Below are 20,349 nucleotides of genomic sequence, written 5' to 3'. Positions count from 1 at the left end.
TGGTATCTTGCTTAACTACATAATAAGCAATACTAAGAGCAATTCTTGATTGAAGTTAGCACTAATTATGAGTTCGCAAATTATTAATTCTGGCCCTAGTAGTGTAGGTAGTGCAGCAGTGACTCCAAGTGAGTATCTAAGCTCAACCTATGCAGGTAGTACCTCTTTAGGCACTACTGATGCTGCTATGTCTGCTATGGCAACATCCGCAGCTCGAGATAGTGTGTCTCAAACACCTTTTTACGATTCAACCAATGTTAATGCACGTGATAATGGCGGATTTTCTGAAAGTTTAGAGCTCAGTGCTCAAATTGCCAGCAATCGAGCTAAAAATAAAGAAGAGAAACATGTGCCAGCCGATCCTACTCCAGAGGCTCTGGCATCACCTAATTTTCACTATTATCTCCCTTTACATAATTTAGCTTCATCATACTTATCTGCTGAGTATATGGCAGATGTTGATCGTGCTTTCGTTTTAGCAGATAAAGCCCATGCTCCTCAAAAAAGAGCCTCAGGTGAGCCTTATATTATCCATCCAATAGCAGTAGCAACCATCATTGCTCAAATGCATTTGGACAAAGAATCTATTATTGCTGCCTTACTTCACGATACGGTTGAGGACACTGGAGTAACACCTGAGGACATCAAAAACGAGTTTGGATCTGTTGTTGAAGACTTAGTAAATGGCGTTACTAAACTTGATAAATTGCGCTTCCATGACTACAAAGAAGCTCAGGTTGAAAACTTTCGCAAGATGATTTTAGCTATGACACGAGACATTCGCGTCATCTTAATTAAGCTTGCTGACAGAACTCATAATATGAGAACTTTAGGTTCTCTTAGACCTGATAAGCGCAAACGTATTGCCAAAGAAACACTTGAGATTTTCGCTCCTATTGCTAATCGTCTTGGTATTTCCGATATTAAGATTGAGCTTGAAGAACTTGGCATTGCAGCGCTCTATCCCATGCGCTATCGAGTTTTAAAATCAGCTGTCACTAAAGCTCGCAATAATCGTAAAGAAGTAGTTAATAATATTCTTGAATCGATTAATCGCCGCTTAAAAGAAGTAAATATCGAAGGTCGTGTTTTAGGTAGAGAAAAACGTATTTACTCTATTTATAAAAAGATGGTTAAAAAGGAACTACAGTTCCGTGAAATTATGGATGTTTATGCCTTTAGAATCATCTTAGATGACGTTGATACTTGCTATCGTGTTTTAGGTCAAATGCATAATCTTTATAAACCTCGTCCTTCTGGTTTTAAAGACTATATTGCCATTCCTAAGATTAATGGCTATCAATCATTGCATACTTCCTTAATTGGCCCTCACGGCGTGCCTATTGAGATTCAAATTCGTACCGAATTTATGGATCAAATGGCCGCTCGTGGTGTTGCTGCTCATTGGTCTTATAAGGAAAATGGCAGTGAGCCAACCTCTACTACTGCTCAAAAGAACGCTCAGCAGTGGATTAAGAACATTATTGACCTCCAACAAAGCGCTTCTAGCTCTATGGAGTTTATTGAAGCGGTAAAAACTGATCTCTTCCCAGACTCAATTTTTGTCTTTACCCCAGATGGCAAGATTTTCGATCTTCCAGCAGGTTCTACCCCTGTCGACTTTGCCTATGCGCTGCATACTGACATTGGTCAACATTGTATTGGTGCTCGCGTTAACCATCGCATGTTCCCATTAAGTAGACCACTACAATCAGGACAATCAGTCGAGATTATTACCTCTAATAGCGCCGAACCAAATGCTATGTGGCTCTCGTCTGTAGTAACCCCTCGTGCTCGCTCTAAGATTAGGCAATACCTCAAGGGCTTAAAGAGCCAAGAGTGTGTACTCATTGGTCGTCGCTTATTGCAAAATGTGCTTAAGGATCTACGCCTTGAGGATATCGATCCTAATCTTATGCAAAGCGTCTTAAAAGACTTTAAAGAGCCCGACCTTAATAGCCTGTTAATTGATATTGCCTTAGGCAATATCTTAGCTGTATTAGTTGCTAAGAAGTTTAAACAGGATCTTAGTGACAGCGAAAGTGGTAAGCCTATTACAGGCACTGGCGGTCTGCCTTATACCTTTGCTCAATGCTGTATGCCTATCCCAGGCGATGAAATCATGGGACATATTACCTCTAAAGGATTGGTTATTCACAATGCCAATTGCTTTAACATTAAGGATGCTTATAAAGATCCTGAAAAATATGTCAAGGTTGAATGGGATACCAGCGTTACTGCTAATTTGGACTTCCAAACAGGCTTACGTATTGAGCTTGAGAATAGGCAAGGAATTTTAAGTGAAATCTCTAATGCTGTTGATATAGCAGGCTCGCAAATTGATGCTATTAACTCAGAGATTAAAGATGACGGTACTTACCTTATTAATCTTACCGTCACCGTTCGTGATCGCTTCCATTTAGCAGGCATTATGCGACGTCTTAAAGTAGTGCCAAATGTTAAAAAAATAGCACGTCGTCGCTAAGCATTACTAAAGCTTGAGCTTACTAAAGCTCAAGCTTTATTTTTTTGCTCTAAGTGCTTGCTAAGGCACTCCAATGCTAGGTTGTGCTATGATCTAGGTAATAATTTAATTACCAAAGCGCATTTTTTTAGTAAGAGGTGACTTAAATGGTCGATCTGCAACATATTGGCACCGAAACCTCCTTAGCCGAGCTCTATCCAAAAATTGATGCTTTTTATGAAAATGACTTAAAGCATCATCGCATTCACGTCTCTGATAACCTCTTTTTAAGCGCTCTTGAGCTTGAGGCACCAGCTGGTAGTCCAGGCACCAGCTTACAAGACTCTTCTAACACTTTGGTTATCATTGCAGGTCGAGCTGAAACTGAACATAAGTACGCAGAATTACTCTATCACTTAAGAGATAGTAAGCTCCGCATTTTGGTATGTTTTGTACGTGGTCAAGGTCAGTCTTCTATGGTGCTTTATGACTCCAATAAGTGTCATATTGAAAGATTCCTGCACTATCGTGTGGATTTAGAGAACATCCTTAGCTACTTAGATGTAGGCCCTAACTACAAAATGTTAGGCTTCTCCTTAGGAGGCTTAATTGCCTTAGAGTTTTGTTTTAATACTAAATTCCAATATAAGCCAAAGGCATTAGCTTTAATCTGCCCATTCTTAGGTATTCCAAATTTATTGGCCCCTAAAGTGGTTTACCCTATATTAAAGATTTTATGCAACATTAGATCTTTTGCCTTGTCCTATACTCCACATGGCAAAGAGTACGTACGTTTGCCTTTTGAGGAGAATATCCACTCCCACAGCCCATTACGTTATGATATTTATCATGACTACTACATTGATCACCCTCAATTAGCCTTAGCTGGCCCTACTTACAAGTTTGTTAAGTGCTGTATGCAGGCTCAACAACGCTTAGATAAAATCAAATGTAATTTTGATTTTCCTATGTTGTGCTTGTCAGCTGGTGCTGATATGGTCGTATCTACTGAGGCTGCCAGAGAGTTTTGCAAGCGCCACGAAAATGATCGTGTACCGCCAAAGTTTGAGCTTATTCCTCATGCTTATCACGACATTTTAAATGAAGACGATAGCTACCGTAATCCAGCTATGCTCAAGGCTCTAAACTTCCTTTTTAATGGCACAACTGACTATCAGTCTCTGTACCATAAGGAAGATGCTGAACAAGAAGTTAAAGAAGAAGCATCAGAGTAGAATAAGATTACGGCCCCTACCGAGCCATTAGAGTCTAATTAATTATTAATTTTTGGGAAGATAACCCATGTCAGAGCAACAACAAATCGATAATAGAATTCCTGTAAATATCATTACAGGATTTTTAGGCAGTGGTAAGACCACCTTACTTAACCAATGGGTTAACACCGAAGAGTTTAAAGACACTTTGGTTTTAATTAATGAATTTGGTGATGTAGGTTTAGATCACGAGCTGGTTCAATCAGTTGACGACACTGTTGTGCTCCTAGGATCTGGATGTATTTGCTGTACCTTACAAGGTGAGCTTGTCCAATCTCTAGCTACCAACTTTATTAAAGCCTCAGAAGGCGCTATTCCTAAGTTTAAGCGTGTGCTCATTGAAACCACAGGTTTAGCTGATCCTGCTGGTGTAATTAGCACTCTTAATAACGATGACTTTTGCTTAGAGCAATATCGTTATGATGGTACTGTAACTGTATTAGACGGTCAGTTTGTTCGCGAGCAATTACAAAAGCAATATGAGGCTGTTAAGCAAATTGCTTTAGCTGACATTATCCTTATTTCTAAGACTGACCTGATTGATGCAGATGAGATTGATGCTATTGCCCAGGTCGCCCGCTCTATTAACTCCTCTGCCAAGATTCATCCTATGATTAAGGGTCATATTACCCCTAAAATTATGGAAGAAATTGGCCCTTATAAGGAGTTTAGCAAGCAGAATAATGCTCAGGTTAAAGAGTGGCTTGATATTAAACTACCTAATGCTCAAGGCGGCAATCTTTCCTTAGCCTCTCCACTACGTCCTGCTGATGCTTCCTTTGAAGCTGCCGTAGCTAAGCCAAAGATTATTGCCCATACTAATATTGAAAGCTTTGCTATTACTCGTACTACCCCTATTAGCTCTCTAACTTTATTAGCAGCTATTAACTTAGTACAACAGCAATATGGCGATTCAATTTTACGTCTTAAAGGTATTATTGATATTGAAGGCCGTGATAAGCCTGTCATTATCCATGGTGTCCAAGGACAGCTTTATCCTGTGGCTGAACTTGATGAGTGGCCAGAGGGTGATCATGTATCTAAATTGGTATTTATTGTAAGAGCTACCGTACTAGAGCAAATTAAACACATCTTTACTCAGGCTCTTGATAATCCAGATGAGTCTACTATTGATTATTATCGCCAAGTAATTGCCGCTGCTGAGCAAGCTGGTGATTATGAGGATGAAGGCGTTGAAGAAATCGTCCTAACCGATAATTACAAGGGCTAATTACTAAAGTTAGCCCCAACCCCAACAAAGAAAAACGCCTAGCGACTCTACGTCTCTAGGCGTTTTTATCTTAAATTAGCATTAAGATCTTGCCTGCCTGCTTGCTTGCTTGCTTTGCAAGCAAGCTGCAAGCAAGCTGTAAGCAGCTAGCCGCTAGCGGCTGCTGCGCTCCCAGCGCAGCAAGCGCATGCGGTGCTGGCGAAGCCAGCTGCGCTAGCTTGACTGTTTGACCTTATTAAGTCTACTCATGACCTCTTCTAACACTTTGCGTGGAGCGGCCATGTTAAAGCGAATGAATAAGGAGCAGTCTTTAGAGAATTGAGAGCCGAAATAAATACCAACTCTAGCTTTAGTAACAAAGAACTCTCTAATTTGTTCCTCACTAGTAAAGCATTGGGAAAGATCAATCCACAATAAATAGCTACCATCACGTTTGATAATATGGCTCTTAGGAAATAAAGTAGCAAACTCTTTTCTTAAATAGGCCTCGTTATCATCTAAATAGCAACGCAAACTCGCAATGTAGTCATCACACTTAGTGTAAGCTGCAATTAGAGCAGCATTAAAAAATACATTAGGATTATGTTCACCAATACGTGAGATTTCATCGGCTACCCTAGCTCTTAACTTATCATTACTAATAATCATAAATGAGCCTACTAAGCCTGGAATATTAAAGGTCTTAGCAGGAGATGAAGCCAAAATAATATTCTTTTGGTATTTTTCATCTAACTCAAGAACTGAGGTAAAAGTAACATCTTTAGCTAATAAATCACTATGAATTTCATCAGCAAATAAGATTAAGTCATGGTCTAAACAAAATTGAGCGATTTGCTCGAGCTCGGTTTTAGTAAAGACACGAGTAGTTGGGTTATGAGGATTTACCAAGATTAACATCTTGGTTCTTTTAGTTACTGCTTGCTCTAAGTCTGCAATATTAAGGGAGTACTCTACTCCATCGTAGCGCAGAGGAACTTCCACTAATTTGCGGCCATTTTCTTCAATGGCCTGACGTAATGGGCCATAAGATGGGCTATGAATTAAGACCTCTTCATAAGGACGAGTAAAAGCCTCAGCAACTAAACCACAACCTATGTTAATACGAGGGCAAAAAACCATATGCTCATGCTTGATAGCGACATTATGATGGTGGCGATAAAAGCGTTCGATAGCGCTATAAAAATCATCAAAAATATCGCTATAGCCAAAAACACCGTGATCAGCTAGGCGGTGAAACTCCTTTAAGATAGGCTCAGGAGCTTTAAAATCCATATCTGCACAGCCTACATGGATTAAATCTTTTTCTCCTCCGAGCAGTACATCAAAGGTGTCCCATTTTGCACAATTTGTACCTCTACGCTCTACAATCTCGTCAAATTGTGAATTATTCATAACTACCTCATCCTGGATTTATAAACAAAGAGGTTGCAACCTTTAGTAATTATAAGATTGCAACCTCTTTAAATAATTTGATTAATCAGCTACTAAATTACATTGGTTTCTTTTTTAGCAGCAACCTCAAACTCATTCTTTGGTTGCATCTTTAATTTAGCAATACCGATACCAGTAGCTGCCCATAATAAGGCGAAAATCATACCAGTGTAATTTAAGAAGGCCCATGGTAAGTACTCTAAGGTAGGAACGCCTAACATGGTTGCCATGTAAACACCAGCGGCAGTCCAAGGTAAGATTGGCTCTACTACGGTGCCAGCGTCCTCAGCGGTACGGGATAAGTTCTTAGGATCTAAACCAAACTTACGATAGGTATCCTTGAACATTTCACCTGGGAGTAATACAGATAACTGACCATTTGAAGTAATACCACAAATTAATAAGGTAGATACTAAGGTAGTAGCAATTAAACCAAAAACAGTCTTTACGCCAGAGAGGAACTTACCAATAACAATTTGTAGTGAGTTAGCAACAGACATGGAACCTGCAAAAGCGAAGGCGCAGAAACAGATTACCAAGGTACCCATCATGGCATTCATACCACCACGCTCTAAAAGGCGAGCTACATCAGGTGGGAAGCTAGCAACTAAGTCTTGGTTAGCAATCATAGAAAGCTTGAAGCCACCAATTACAGCCTCACAAGTATCACTTAAGCCAAAGCCCTGGAAAACATTAGCATTAAATAAAGCTAAAGCAGAGGCTAAGAACATTACAGGAATAGTTGGGAGATGTAAGAATGAGCCAGCTAATACCAAAACAGGAGGCAAAATAACTAAGAAGTTAAAATTAAAGGAGCCATCTAAAGCATTAGTGATTTGGATAATACGCTCTGGAGCCTCGATGTGGCCGATATGTTGTGACATACCAATATAGGTGTAAATCGCACAGCATACGATAAAGCCAGGGCCAGTGGTCCATAACATGTGGCCAACGTGCTGGTATAAGCTAGTGCCAGCAGCAATAGCAGCTAAGTTAGTGGAGTCAGAAAGAGGGGATAACTTATCACCAAAATAGGCACCAGATAACACAGCACCTGCTGCTACTGGTAAAGAAAGATTTAAGCCTAAGGCAACACCCATTAAAGCCACACCAATAGTACCTGCAGAACCCCAAGAAGTACCAGTACAGGTTGATACTAAGGCGGTTAATAAGAAGGCAGATACGTAGAAGTATGATGGATCAATATAGGTTAGACCGTAGAACACCATCATAGGGATGGTACCACCGATCATCCAAGCACCAATTAAGAAGCCTACTGAGATTAAAATTAAGATAGCAGGCATGGCTTTAGCTAACTTCTCAACAATGGCATCTAAAATGTCATTCCAAGAATAGCCATGGAAATAAGCAATAATTGAGGCTACAGCTGCTGATAATAAAATCATAGGCTCAGCACGTAAACCTAAAGTAATATAGCCTACACCTAAGAACAAGATCATGCTTGCAATAGGGAGCACAGCCATAAAGAAAGAGAGCTCTTTCTTATCTTTTACACTAGTAGTCATAATAGCCTCCCTTAGCGTACAGCGATGCACTCAATTTCTACTTTTGCGCCTTTAGGTAATTTGCTTACCTCAACGCAGCTACGTGCAGGATATGGAGCACTAAAAATAGCGCCATAAACTTCATTTACCTGAGCAAAGTCGTCCATATTAGTTAAAAAGACAGTGGTCTTAACTACATTCCTTAAGGACATACCTGAGCTTCTTAATAAATGCTCAATATTGCAAATGCTTTGTGCAGCTTGCTCTTTAGCAGACTCTGGCATGAAACCATCAGTTCTAATAGGTAACTGGCCAGAAACATAAACAGTATTATGAGCCTCAATAGCACAGCTATATGGGCCAATAGCTGCTGGAGCCTTATCTGATGAAATAGACTTGAGATCAATAGACATAGTATCCTACCTTGTAACAAGCACTATCTAACACTTAATCTAAGGTCTCAAGTGCTTAACTTATGGGCTAAAAGCCCAACTATCCTAAACCTAAAACAACTACAATCCACTAGCAGGAAAAACCGCTAGTTACTCCTTAAATTTGTTTAATCATTTAGCATGTGAGACTAAACTTTACTGCCCTACTTTTTAATGGATCTTAAATGCAGATAAATGGCATCTTTAGAAAGATTTAAGATCTCAGAAATAATAGGCACAGAATTTCGTAAATTAAATAAACCTTGTTTTTGTAACTCCATAATGATGGCCTTATTCTTCTGTCTTAAAGGAATGGCATCATTATCTTGAATATCATGCTTAATCTGATTTACTGAAGTGCTTAGTAAATCATGAATATCTGTGGCAAAGTATTCGTTATCGCTATTGGAGCCATCAGATGATTGGGCAAAGTCCTCAAACATAAACTTGAACATACTTGATAGCGGAGTATCTAAGTCGAAGTTCATACATAGCATGCCAATAGCACGGCCTTGAGGATTAACAATGACAGTAGTTACGGACTTCATAACATGGCCGTCATGAGATACAGTCTTATAAGGGCCAAATAATCTCTTATTGGTATCTTCAAACTCAGCAAGAATCTTAAGTGCTTTATCAGTTACAGGAGAACCAATGGTGCGACAGGTTTTTTGTCCATTGTGAATATAAACAACAGAATTTTCTAAATTGTCTAAAGAATGAAGTACGACCTCTACACTGTCCTTAAAGAACAGGCCGATCATATCTACGATCATTTTGTATTGATTGAGAATAAATTCGTCTTCACGGACCATTGCTATTACCTAAAGCATATAAATTAATAATTTTTTTTCTTAAGCCTAATATACCTAAGTTAAATCAAAAATTTTTTAGTAAATCATAAATTTGTGAGTTAGATATCAAAATTTATTGATTTAATCAATTTTAATTGAGCTGCCTATCATTATTTATGAGCCCAAATAATGCGATAAATATCGGCTTTTATCAATTTAACTCAACTTTTGCTCTTAATTTTAATGAGTCAATTTTTGAGTAAAGACTATGTTGAGTGAAAAACAAAAACCCCTGTAAATATGGGCCTTCACAGCCCATAATTGACAGGGGTCTTTTAAGTGTGCTCTAAATTAAAAGTTGAGTACTTTTAATTTAAATCTTACTTATTAACGGTCTCAGTCTTGGTAGTAGTACCAGTTACCTTAACCTCAACACGACGATCAGCAGCGGTGCACTTGATCATGTCCTTGCGGCCTAAGTTGTCGCACTCAGTGCCAGTTACAGGCTCGGAAGAACCAACACCAACAGCAGAAATGTCAGCAGCAGCTACACCCTTAGCAACTAACTCGTCAGCAACAGACTGAGCACGACGCTCAGATAACTTCTGGTTGTAAGCTGGGTTACCAATACGATCGGTGTGACCAGTTACTTGGTACTGAACAAACTCTAAACCAGAGTTTTGAGCCTCTAAGATAACCTGGTTAACAGCAGTCTTACCTTGCTCGCTTAACTCAGCACTGTCGAAGCCGAAAGTGGTGTTAGCATCTAAAGTATAGGTATTGGTAATAGTTTGAGTTACAGGCTCAGCAACTGGAGCTGGAGCAGACTTACCAAATACGTAGTTTAAGCCAACGTAAGCTAAATCTACGTCAAAGTCGATACCATTGTACTCTGGCTCAGCATCAAAGGTCTCAAAGTAACGGTCGTAGCCAATACGGAAAGCTAAGTTGTCGTTTAACATTAAGTTAAGACCAACACCTACTACTGGAGCGAACTCACCATCGCTGCCAGAACCCATAGCGTACATTACACCGCCACGTAAGAAAATGTCAGAACCAGCATCATTTACTGGTAAAGAGAAACGAGCAGAAAGCTCTGGACCGTGGATGCTTACGTCCTTGGTGTCAACGCCATTTTGAGCCTCAAAACCACCGATGTAGTTATAAGCACCTTCTAAGCTAAAGTACTCGCTTAAGCTGTAACCGCCATAAACGCCGCCACCTAAGCCGCTCTTCTCTTTGCTCTCCCAAGCGTCAGCAGAGCTATTCCAATCAGCATTGGCATAACCTAAACGAGCACCAAAGTAGCCAGTATCAGAAACAGCAGCAGAAGCAACGCTAGCAGTAGCTAATAAAGCAGTTGCTACGGATAAAGCTAATAAATTCTTCTTCATAATAAAAAGATCCCCGTAAAATACTAAATCTCTATTTAATAAGAGATTCCCACATGACTTATTACTCGGTTACATTGATACTATGCAAATTACAGGAGTAATGAAGTTGTTATTTATCTTGCGCCCCTTTCAAGAAATTAAGACATGGGGAGAGAAAATTCCTCTCACGGGTCTAGTTTAACATTAGGACAATAAGTAGTTACTTATGTCTACAGGGGGCAATAAGCCTTAGTTAACGGCAATCAACAAATTAACCTTTAAATAAAGCTACTTTTTACTAAGCAGCATCCCTACTGCTTAGTAAAAATTATAATGCAGACTACCAATAGTTAAAAGTGGCCCCACATTAATAAAAAAACCATAATTACCTGTGTTTGAGTTGTTAGTAATGAGCTATTAAGATCCAAGATTAATTAGCAAAGTTACCAAACTCAAAGTTTGCTTAAATACATTAGATACAGATAAAGCAAGTGAAATGTATGAACTTTTATTTAGTATATACCCGCAAAAATTAGGCTTTACTTAGCTAATCATTTTCATTTATCGCTATTAAAGCACCAAAATGGTGCTTTATACAAGCTCATGAGAATATTCTTTTCTATTAATAGTTCAGACATAGGGGAGACAGTTGGTTATTTATCAAAATTTGCTTAGATTTTGCGTTGGGGAGGTAATAAGTTCGTATAAATGACCCTCAACATACAGCAAAACTGTTACTTTAACGTAAATATTTGAATGTCTCCCCTATGTCAGATAGTTAGATAAAAATGACTTATTGCGAGAGCTTGGTTCCAATGAGCTTTTTAATGCTAAGAAGCCTATCTTAACTACAGTAATTTCGATATGTTTTAGAGCGCATGCCTAAATAGGCAATATTATAATTGACTAGATACAACTTTCAGATATAAAAAATGCCCTCACGGGCACTCTTTATTAATGGTGCTGGTTGTAGGCTTCGAACCCACGACCCCCTGTTTACAAAACAGGTGCTCTACCAACTGAGCTAAACCAGCATCAAAGCGAGGCCTATTATAGCAAGCAAAATTTAAAGATCAATACTTATTTTTAAAATTTTTTCTATAATTGGCATCACTGGTAGAAAGCCTATCTAACAAAGCTTTACCAGTGCCTTATTGGTATTTTCTTATTTAGCATTATTAATGCTGATAAGTTAGATTACATTGAGGATAGCTAACAATATGGATCCTAGCGCAAGCCCAATTAAAACTGTTAATGGTTTAGGCTTATCTTGCCCTGAACCTTTAATGCTATTAAGAAAATGTGTACGTGAAAGTACCAGCGGTCAGTTAATTGAACTACTGTCAGACGATCCTGTATCTTTACGTGATGTTCCTGCTTTTTGTTCTTTTATGAATCATGAATTAATTAGTATGCCCGATGAGTTACATCCTCACCGCTTTTTAATTAAAAAAGGCTAATTAAACAAAGCAATTTGCCTTTTGTAGGCCATTAGGCCGCATTTCTGATAAAATACTTGCATTTTAGTGACCAAAATGCCGCCTTTAGGAAAATGCACTTAGGGCATTAGGCAGTGGACTTGCAGTTTAACTTTAGTGGTCGGACTTTTTAAGATGTCTAATAAATACGATCTACAAACCTTCCAAGGTTTAATCTTTACCTTACAAGATTATTGGATGAGACACGGATGCATGGTAGCACAGCCATTTGATATGGAAGTTGGTGCTGGTACCTCTCACCCAATGACTTTCTTGCGTTCCTTAGGACCAGAGCCAATTTCTTGCTGCTATGTTCAGCCTTCTCGTCGCCCTACTGATGGACGTTATGGCGAGAACCCAAACCGCCTACAACACTATTACCAATTTCAGGTTATTTTAAAGCCATCTCCAGATAATATTCAGGATCTATATTTAGGTTCTTTAAAGGAGTTAGGCTTTGACCCAACAGTTAATGATATTCGCTTCGTAGAAGATAACTGGGAAAACCCAACTTTAGGTGCTTGGGGTTTAGGCTGGGAAGTTTGGCTTAACGGCATGGAAGTTTCTCAGTTTACCTACTTCCAACAAGTTGGTGGCTTATCATGCTTCCCTGTAACTGGTGAGCTTACCTATGGTTTAGAGCGTCTTGCTATGTATATTCAAGGCAAGAACTCTATTTATGATCTCATTTGGGCACATACTGCCAATGGTGATGTTACTTATGGTGATGTTTTCCATCAAAATGAGGTTGAGCAATCAGCTTATAACTTTGAACATGCTGACACCGAATTCTTATTCAAGATGTTCGAGCAGATGGAGCAGGAGAGCAGCAATTTATTAGCTCTTGAAAAGCCTCTTCCTCTTCCAGCTTATGAGCGTATTTTAAAAGCAGCTCATTGCTTTAACTTGTTAGATGCACGTCATGCCATCTCAGTAACTGAAAGACAGCGTTACATCTTACGTATTAGAACCTTATCTAAGGCTGTAGCAGAGGCCTACTACAAATCTCGTGAAGATTTAGGCTTCCCTATGTGCAAGCACAGCTAATTACAGCTGAAAAAAGCTTAGTAGTAACTCTGATCTCTTAGCTAAATTGTAATGCATCAGAGTTTTAATCCAATTTTTGCAACTTACTTAAGTTGCCCAGGTTCTCTCAATATGAATAAGTTAAACTTACTCTTAGAATTAGGTACTGAAGAGCTACCACCAAAAGCCCTCCGCAAGCTTGCTGAGTCTTTACACGAAAATTTTGTTAAGCATTTAAATAACGAAGGCTTAAACTTTTCTCAATCTAAGTGGTACGCCACCCCTCGTCGTTTAGCCTTAATCATCAATGATCTTGATGTTAAGCAGGCCGATCGTGAAATCGAGGTCAAAGGCCCTGCTGTTAAGGCAGCCTTTGATGCTGATGGCAATCCTACTAAGGCCGCTCAAGGCTGGGCTAATGCCAATGGTATCAAGGTAGAAGATGCTCAACGCTTAAAGACTGATAAGGGCGAGTGGCTCTACATTAAGTCAACCAAGCAAGGTACTCAAACCAAGAGCTTAATTACTGACATGTTTGCTAAGTCATTAGCAGCCTTACCTATTCCAAAGCTTATGCACTGGGGTGACAAGCACGATGAGTTCGTACGTCCAGTTCACACCTTATGCATGATCTTTGGTGACGAGCTTATTGATGGCGAAATCTTAGGTATTAAGTCCTCTAAGACTATCAATGGCCACCGCTTCATGGGTAGCGCTCAATTTGAGGTAAACAATGCTGATACTTATGTAGAACAATTACGTAATCAAGGCGCTGTGATCGCAGACTTTGAAGAGCGTAAGGAATCTATCAAGCAGCAAGTTGCCAAGTTAGCAGACTCTGTAAATGGTAAAGCTGACTTAGATGACGATTTATTAGAGGAAGTTACCTCTTTAGTTGAGAATCCTCATGTATTCTTAGCTTCATTTGAAGAGCGCTTCTTACAAGTGCCTTCTGAGGCTTTAGTTTATACCATGAAGGGCGATCAAAAGTACTTCCCTATTTATGATGCCCAAGGCAAACTTTTACCAAAATTTGCTTTTGTATCCAACATTAACCCAAGCGATACCACTGCCTTAATTTCTGGCAATGAGCGTGTAGTTCGTCCTCGCTTATCTGATGCTGAGTTCTTCTTTAAGACTGATAGAAAGCAATCTTTAGAGTCTTTCTTCCCACGTCTTGAGACCATTATCTACCAGCAGGATATTGGTACTATTGCCTATAGATCTGAAATCGTAGGTAAGATTGCCTCCTATATTGCTCCACAGGTAGGTGCTGATAGCAAGTTATGTGAGCGTGCTGCTCACTTAGCTAAGTGCGATTTAGCTTCAACCTTAGTAACTGAGTTTACTGATACTCAGGGTATTATGGGTATGCACTATGCTGAGCTTGATGGCGAGAATCCTGATGTAGCAGCTGCTATTTTTGAGCAATATTGCCCTCGCTTTGCAGGTGACCAAATCCCAACCCGCCCAGTACAAATTTCTGTAAGCTTAGCAGAAAAACTTGCTACCTTAATTGGCATCATGGGTATCAACCTTATGCCTAAGGGCGACAAGGATCCATTTGGTCTTCGTCGTGCCGCTATCGGTGTTATCCGTATTATTGTTGAAAACAAGCTCGATCTTAACCTCATCGATATTATCAACAAGGGTTGTGAGTTCTTTAAGGATAAATTAAAGTCTCAAGATACTGCTAAGAACGTAGCTGACTATATCTTTGCTCGCTTAAAGGCCTACTATCAAGATCAAGGTATTGGTGCTGAGATTTTCCAATCTGTACTCTCCACCTCTCCAGTATCTTTATTAGACTTTGATAAGCGTGCTAAAGCTGTTGTTAAGTTCAAGGAGCTTAAAGAGGCTGAGGACTTGGCTGCTGCTTATAAGCGTGTTAATAACATTCAAGCTAAGAGCGGTCGCAATAGCGCTGATATCAATGAGTCTTTATTACAAGAAGACGCTGAAAAGAAATTAGTTGAGCACTTAAAAGCTTTAATGCCTACTATCAATGACCTTTACCAAAATGGTGAATATGATAAGGCCATGTTAACCTTAGCTGAGCTCCGTGATGACGTAGACTACTTCTTTGAGAAGGTTATGGTTAACGCTGATGATGAGGCTATTAAGAACAACCGTTTAGCTATCTTAAATCAGTTAAGCGCAGTGTTCTCCAAGACCGCTGATATTTCAGTTCTTTACTAATCCTCTCTAGATTGCTATTAAGAGCATTACTATAGAGAATCAAAAAAAGGGATGATTAAACCAATCATCCCTTTTTTTATCCCTCCACGCCACCCAATCACCTTTACCCTCTACTGCCCATACCTCCTACCGCTTGCAGCACCACACCGCAGCGCTATGCAGCGCTATGCAGCGCTGCGCTGCGTAGCCACGTGGAACATATGTAAACCACTAGCAATGCTCTATAGGCCCTTTAGTGAGCTGTTAAACATGACTATGAGGCTTTTGCTTTGCGATAGAGCTAAAGCTAGAGCTACTTATAGGGTGAAAAACAAGAACATCTCCTTGGCTGTTGAGGGTTTGAGCTCTGGAGAGCAAACTTATATTTGGGCCTTATTCCCTTAAGGCCTTAAGACCTTAAGCCATCAATGCCTCAATGGCTTAAGAGCTGAGGTTGTTGAGTGGTTGAGGGCTAGGAGCAGGGAAGGGAAGGGCAGCAGCTGGAGCTGCGGATGGTGCCACGGCCATAGACGTGGCAGAGCAAAGAGCTTATTTTATTGCTTATATGGCTTGTGGGATTCCCATATAAATGAGCTTTATTGCATTTTTACCATAAGAAAAACTGGATAATTTGGCTAAGGATTTTACTAGTTCTTTTGTCATTTTCCTTAGTTGTTGTGAGCAAGATCATTATCTGCTTGTTTTCCCAAGGGCAGATTACATAAATTAAGGACTAAAGCTTAAGTAGCGTAAATATAGGTTGTGGGATCACGATATTTATGCCGTGGAACAATATTTAAAATGTTCCACGTGGAACATTTTAATAATTGATGACTTGTGGGATTATTAAAAAATGTGAGTTTATTAAAATTTTATTTAATGAAATACCGCATTAAAGCTAAAACTTTACGGCATATGAGCTAAAGTGCTTGTGGGAATTTAGCTTATCAAGATCTAAAAATGTTCCACGTGGAACATTTTTTTAAAGCTACCAACTTTAGTTTCTAATTTTTCTGCTTATTAAAAGCTTTATTTAGAATTTAGGCTGTGGGAAAACACAAAATGTTCCACGTGGAACATTTTTGACTAAATTTAGGTTGTGGGATTATTACTTATAAGCCAGAATCTTACCCATAATGAAGAGCAATTTACTTTTAAGAGCGATAACTTAAGAAAGTTTATCTGTGGGAATCTCATAGAAATTGTTCCACGTGGAACAATTTAGTAATTTGTAGGTTGTGGGATCATTAAAAAATGTGAGTTTATTCAAGATCTCTTTTGCTCATTTCTAAATAAACGCAAATTTACCTGTGGGTAATTTACGCTATGTGATCTAAAAATGTTCCACGTGGAACATTTTTAAAGAAAATGTGATCTCAAAAAGGCAAAATCCAACAACCAACAACTACCATTGTTCCACGTGGAACATTTGGTTAGCTATAGCTAATAGATACAGCGGTTTTTTATTTAAAAGCTGATATTTAAGCATAAAAAAAGGCACTCCTTAATGAAAAGAAGTGCCTTTTTTAAGCTAAGCTACAATCTTAGATATCTAATACTGCACGCTCGGCGTTTTCTGCAATGAAGTTACGACGCTCTTCTACTTCCTCACCCATAAGCTTAGTAAGCAAGCTATCAGCCTCGATAGCATCACTAATGCTTACTTGCAATAAAGTACGAGAAGCAGGATTCATAGTAGTATCAGAAAGCTGCTCGGCTGACATTTCACCCAGACCCTTATAGCGTTGAATCTTAACACCGCTAAAGCCTTCTTTCATTAAGGTTTCATAAGCTTCATGGAAGTTAGCAACCTCAAATTTCTTGCTACCAGAGCGTACAAAAGCACCAGGCTCAATAAGATCACAAACCTTCTTATTCATGCTCTTGAGCAAGCCATAATCGGCAGAGTCAAAGAAGTCAGAATCAAGGATATAGCTATAATCCATACCATGAATATGGTGCACAATCACTGGATAGTAACGAGAGGTAAGCTCATCAAATTGTAAACTACCCTTAAAGTGTAAGCCCTCAGATGGAATAGAAGGTAATTTCTCAATAAAACCATCTACCCACTTTTGCATGGTTTCTTGGCTAAGAAGGCTCTCTTTAGTTACTAAAGGATAGTACATAAGATTCAATAAGATGTCTTTTTGAATCTTAGAGCTCATCTTAGGTAAAGCTGTCATTACCTTGTTATAGTCAGTAAATAAGCTTTCTAAAGCAACACCAGCAATTGGGGCAGCTTGCTCATTTACATGAAGACTGGAGTTGTCCAAAGCTAAAGAAGTGCGATACTGCAATGCTTCCTTATCACTTTGCACATAAACAGTTTGCTTGCCTTTTTGATAGCGATATAAAGGTGGTTGGGCAATATAAACATAACCACGCTCGATAAGCTCAGGCATTTGACGATAGAAGAAGGTGAGTAATAAGATACGAATATGAGCACCGTCCACGTCAGCATCAGTCATAATGATTACATTATGATATCTAAACTTGTCTGGATCATACTCGTCCTTACCTACACCACAGCCTAAAGCAGTAATTAAAGTACCAATTTGCTGTGATTGGATCATACGATCAAAGCGAGCTTTTTCTACGTTCAAGATCTTGCCACGTAAAGGCAAAATAGCCTGGAACTTAGAGTCACGACCGCCCTTAGCTGAACCACCTGCAGAGTCACCCTCTACCAAGAAAAGCTCACATAAAGCTGGATTCTTTTCACGACAAGCTGCTAACTTATCTGGTAAGGAGTTGATATCTAAGCCACCCTTCTTACGGTTTAAGTCACGTGCTTTACGCATAGCTTCACGTACACGTGCAGACTCAATAATCTTCATACAGATTACATCTGCATCAGAAGGGTTTTCCTCTAAGAAATCATTAAAGCTATCGCCCATAGCTGCGTCTACAGCATTGGCAGCCTCAGAGCTTACTAACTTATCTTTAGTCTGAGAGGAGAACTTAGGATCTGGCATTTTTACTGAAATAACAGCAGTTAAACCCTCACGAGAGTCATCTCCTGAGGTGCTAACCTTATGCTTTTTAAGTAAACCAGACTGCTCTAAGAAGTTATTTAAGGTACGAGTAAGGGTACGCTTAAAGCCCATTAAATGGGTACCACCATCCTTTTGAGGAACATTGTTGGTAAAGCAGAAAATACTCTCGTTATAAGCGTCAGTCCACTGCATAGCGATCTCAATTTGGATGTGATCTTTATTAGTGCTCTTGCAATGGAAAATCTTCTTATTAAGGACATTCTTGCCCTTATTAAGATAGTCAACAAACTCTAAAATACCACCTTCATGGAAGAAAGTATGAGTCTTACCCTCAACACGCTCATCATTTAAGATAATTTTGATGCCGCTATTTAAGAAAGCTAATTCTCTTAAACGCTTCTCTAAAACCTTATACTCAAAATTGGTGATAGAGAAAATCTCTGGACTTGGCCAAAATCTTACACAAGTTCCAGTATCGTCTGCATCGCCAATAGCAGCTAAAGGAGCCTCTGGCACACCACCATTTAAGTAAATTTGTTGCCAAATCTTACCTTGGCGACGAATGGTAAGCTCAAGTCGATCTGAAAGAGCATTTACTACAGAAATGCCCACACCATGTAAACCACCAGATACCTTGTAAGAATTAGAGTCAAACTTGCCGCCAGCGTGTAATACAGTCATTACTACCTGAGCTGCACTTACACCCTCTTCTGGGTGAATATCTACAGGGATGCCACGGCCATTATCCTTTACAGATACAGAGCCATCTTTATGAATGGTTACAACGATCTCATTACAATAGCCTGCTAATGCCTCATCAATAGAGTTATCAACAGCCTCAAAGACCATATGATGTAAACCTGAGCCATCATCGGTATCACCAATGTACATGCCTGGGCGTTTTCTTACAGCCTCTAGACCATGTAATACTTTGATACTACTACCGCCGTAATTATCTTGGACGTCTTGTTCAGACATGTTGACCTCATTTGTTGCGCACAAATAGCTTAGGATAATTGGTTTAAACAACCATACCCTGATTTAAGCTAAAGATTTTGTATTCGGATCTGTCTTTAGGAAAGAATAGTTCTTGTTGAATATTGCTAATAAAGACTTGATGATTACACTGCAGAAGCGTATTTAGCAATATCTTTTGTGAATTGTCATCTAACTCTGAGTTGAGATCATCGATGAGATAAATGCAAGCCTTTTTACTTTGCTCTTTTAAGAGCATTCCTTGCGCTAAACGCAAAGCATAGACTAACATTTTAAGTTGCCCTCGAGACAGGGTAGCCCCAGCTGAAATTGTATTGTTTTTAATACGCAAATCAGCCCTATGACAACCATATAAAGTATATCCTAAAGCCTTGTCTTTTTCAAGGTTTTGAGCCAATAGCGACCTAAGATCTTGGCTTTTTTCCCAGCCAAAATTGAGCTCAAATTTGATAGTAAAATTTGGTAAAAATTGACCAATAATATCCTGTAAAATTACCTGCAAGTCATTCAAATAATTCAATCTTTTTTGGGTAATTTGCTCGGATAAAACGGCAATACTCTCATTCCAAATACTAATTTCATCATTAAAGCTTAAAAAAGAGCCATTGCTAACTTCACTATCCTCTACCTTAGTAGATAGACCTTTTGCTTTTAGGTATTCACGACGCAATAAAGAATTTCTTTGCTTTAAGACCTTACGGTACTTTAGCCATAAACTCTTAAACTCAGCATCAGTGTAATAAACGCCCCAATCAATAAAGCCCCTACGCCCCTCAGCTTCTTTAGTAATTAAATCAACGCCTTGAGGGTGAATAATTTGCACACAAATATGATCAATTAAATCTACCATGCGGCTAATAGGGTCTGAATTAATCTTAATGACAGGCTTTTCTCCACGAGAGCGAGATAGTCCTAAAGTACAATCTATACTCTCATTATCCTCATGTACTAATGCAAATATATTAAAGGCAGGAGCACCTTGTCTTATAAGGTATTGATAGACATTAGTACGAAAAGAACGAGCTAAAGAAAGATAATGAATAGCTTCAATAATTGAGGTTTTGCCACTGCCATTAGGACCACAAATAAAGTTAAACCCTTCACAAGGCTCTAACTCCACATACTCAAGATTACGAAAGTCATTGATAACTAAACGCTTGATATGCATC

13 protein-coding genes and 1 tRNA gene are annotated in these 20,349 nt (G+C 39.1%); 6 read left to right on the top strand and 8 right to left on the bottom strand.

Annotated elements, in window-relative coordinates; genetic code table 11:
- Positions 1 to 67: 67 nt before the first annotated feature.
- The 3 genes from spoT to MXE38_RS05620 all read left to right on the top strand — a co-directional run bounded on the left by spoT (position 68) and on the right by MXE38_RS05620 (position 4,969).
- Positions 68 to 2,485, top strand: a complete 2,418-nt coding sequence (spoT, locus tag MXE38_RS05630; protein ID WP_246913031.1) for a bifunctional GTP diphosphokinase/guanosine-3',5'-bis pyrophosphate 3'-pyrophosphohydrolase — start codon at positions 68 to 70, stop codon at positions 2,483 to 2,485.
- Between the two features lie 146 nt (positions 2,486 to 2,631).
- Positions 2,632 to 3,699 carry an alpha/beta fold hydrolase gene (locus MXE38_RS05625; RefSeq protein WP_246913030.1) on the top strand — a complete coding sequence of 356 codons (1,068 nt, stop codon included), beginning with the start codon at positions 2,632 to 2,634 and terminating at the stop codon, positions 3,697 to 3,699.
- A gap of 67 nt (positions 3,700 to 3,766) precedes the next feature.
- Positions 3,767 to 4,969, top strand: coding sequence for a GTP-binding protein (locus MXE38_RS05620; RefSeq protein WP_246913029.1), 1,203 nt, complete (start codon positions 3,767 to 3,769; stop codon positions 4,967 to 4,969).
- A 213-nt stretch (positions 4,970 to 5,182) separates the two neighbouring features.
- Here the strand turns inward: MXE38_RS05620 and MXE38_RS05615 are convergent, their stop codons facing one another.
- The 6 genes from MXE38_RS05615 to MXE38_RS05590 all read right to left on the bottom strand — a co-directional run bounded on the left by MXE38_RS05615 (position 5,183) and on the right by MXE38_RS05590 (position 11,537).
- Positions 5,183 to 6,361, bottom strand: a complete 1,179-nt coding sequence (locus MXE38_RS05615; protein ID WP_246913028.1) for a PatB family C-S lyase — start codon at positions 6,359 to 6,361, stop codon at positions 5,183 to 5,185.
- 92 nt (positions 6,362 to 6,453) lie between these two features.
- Positions 6,454 to 7,926 (bottom strand): Na+/H+ antiporter NhaC, encoded by a 1,473-nt coding sequence (nhaC, locus tag MXE38_RS05610; RefSeq protein ID WP_246913025.1) that lies wholly within the window; start codon positions 7,924 to 7,926, stop codon positions 6,454 to 6,456.
- An 11-nt stretch (positions 7,927 to 7,937) separates the two neighbouring features.
- The gene (locus tag MXE38_RS05605) at positions 7,938 to 8,318 is read right to left on the bottom strand and encodes a RidA family protein (RefSeq protein WP_246913022.1); all 381 of its coding nucleotides are present in this window, start codon (positions 8,316 to 8,318) and stop codon (positions 7,938 to 7,940) included.
- A gap of 182 nt (positions 8,319 to 8,500) precedes the next feature.
- Positions 8,501 to 9,151, bottom strand: coding sequence for a PAS domain-containing protein (locus MXE38_RS05600; RefSeq protein ID WP_246913021.1), 651 nt, complete (start codon positions 9,149 to 9,151; stop codon positions 8,501 to 8,503).
- Positions 9,152 to 9,510: 359 nt separating this feature from the next.
- On the bottom strand, positions 9,511 to 10,524 hold the full coding sequence (locus MXE38_RS05595) for an OmpA family protein (RefSeq protein WP_246913019.1): 1,014 nt from the start codon (positions 10,522 to 10,524) through the stop codon (positions 9,511 to 9,513).
- A gap of 937 nt (positions 10,525 to 11,461) precedes the next feature.
- Positions 11,462 to 11,537 (bottom strand) — tRNA-Thr (locus MXE38_RS05590).
- Positions 11,538 to 11,723: 186 nt separating this feature from the next.
- Between MXE38_RS05590 and tusA the strand changes: the two genes are divergently transcribed.
- From tusA to glyS, 3 genes are all read left to right on the top strand, one after another.
- Positions 11,724 to 11,963 (top strand): sulfurtransferase TusA, encoded by a 240-nt coding sequence (gene tusA, locus MXE38_RS05585; RefSeq protein ID WP_246913017.1) that lies wholly within the window; start codon positions 11,724 to 11,726, stop codon positions 11,961 to 11,963.
- 153 nt (positions 11,964 to 12,116) lie between these two features.
- Positions 12,117 to 13,028: a glycine--tRNA ligase subunit alpha gene (gene glyQ / locus MXE38_RS05580; protein ID WP_246913016.1), complete on the top strand. Its 912-nt coding sequence runs from the start codon at positions 12,117 to 12,119 to the stop codon at positions 13,026 to 13,028.
- A 111-nt stretch (positions 13,029 to 13,139) separates the two neighbouring features.
- Positions 13,140 to 15,206 carry a glycine--tRNA ligase subunit beta gene (gene glyS, locus MXE38_RS05575; RefSeq protein WP_246913015.1) on the top strand — a complete coding sequence of 689 codons (2,067 nt, stop codon included), beginning with the start codon at positions 13,140 to 13,142 and terminating at the stop codon, positions 15,204 to 15,206.
- 1,523 nt (positions 15,207 to 16,729) lie between these two features.
- Here the strand turns inward: glyS and gyrB are convergent.
- Positions 16,730 to 19,162, bottom strand: a complete 2,433-nt coding sequence (gene gyrB / locus MXE38_RS05570) for a DNA topoisomerase (ATP-hydrolyzing) subunit B (RefSeq protein WP_246913014.1) — start codon at positions 19,160 to 19,162, stop codon at positions 16,730 to 16,732.
- A gap of 43 nt (positions 19,163 to 19,205) precedes the next feature.
- Positions 19,206 to 20,348: a DNA replication/repair protein RecF gene (locus MXE38_RS05565; RefSeq protein ID WP_246913013.1), complete on the bottom strand. Its 1,143-nt coding sequence runs from the start codon at positions 20,346 to 20,348 to the stop codon at positions 19,206 to 19,208.
- Position 20,349: the final 1 nt, after the last annotated feature.

This window comes from Anaerobiospirillum sp. NML120448 (genome assembly GCF_023050945.1).
GTDB lineage: Bacteria > Pseudomonadota > Gammaproteobacteria > Enterobacterales > Succinivibrionaceae > Anaerobiospirillum.
The sequence above is the reverse complement of the archived record's forward strand: the minus strand, read 5'-3'. Positions and strand labels throughout refer to the sequence as shown.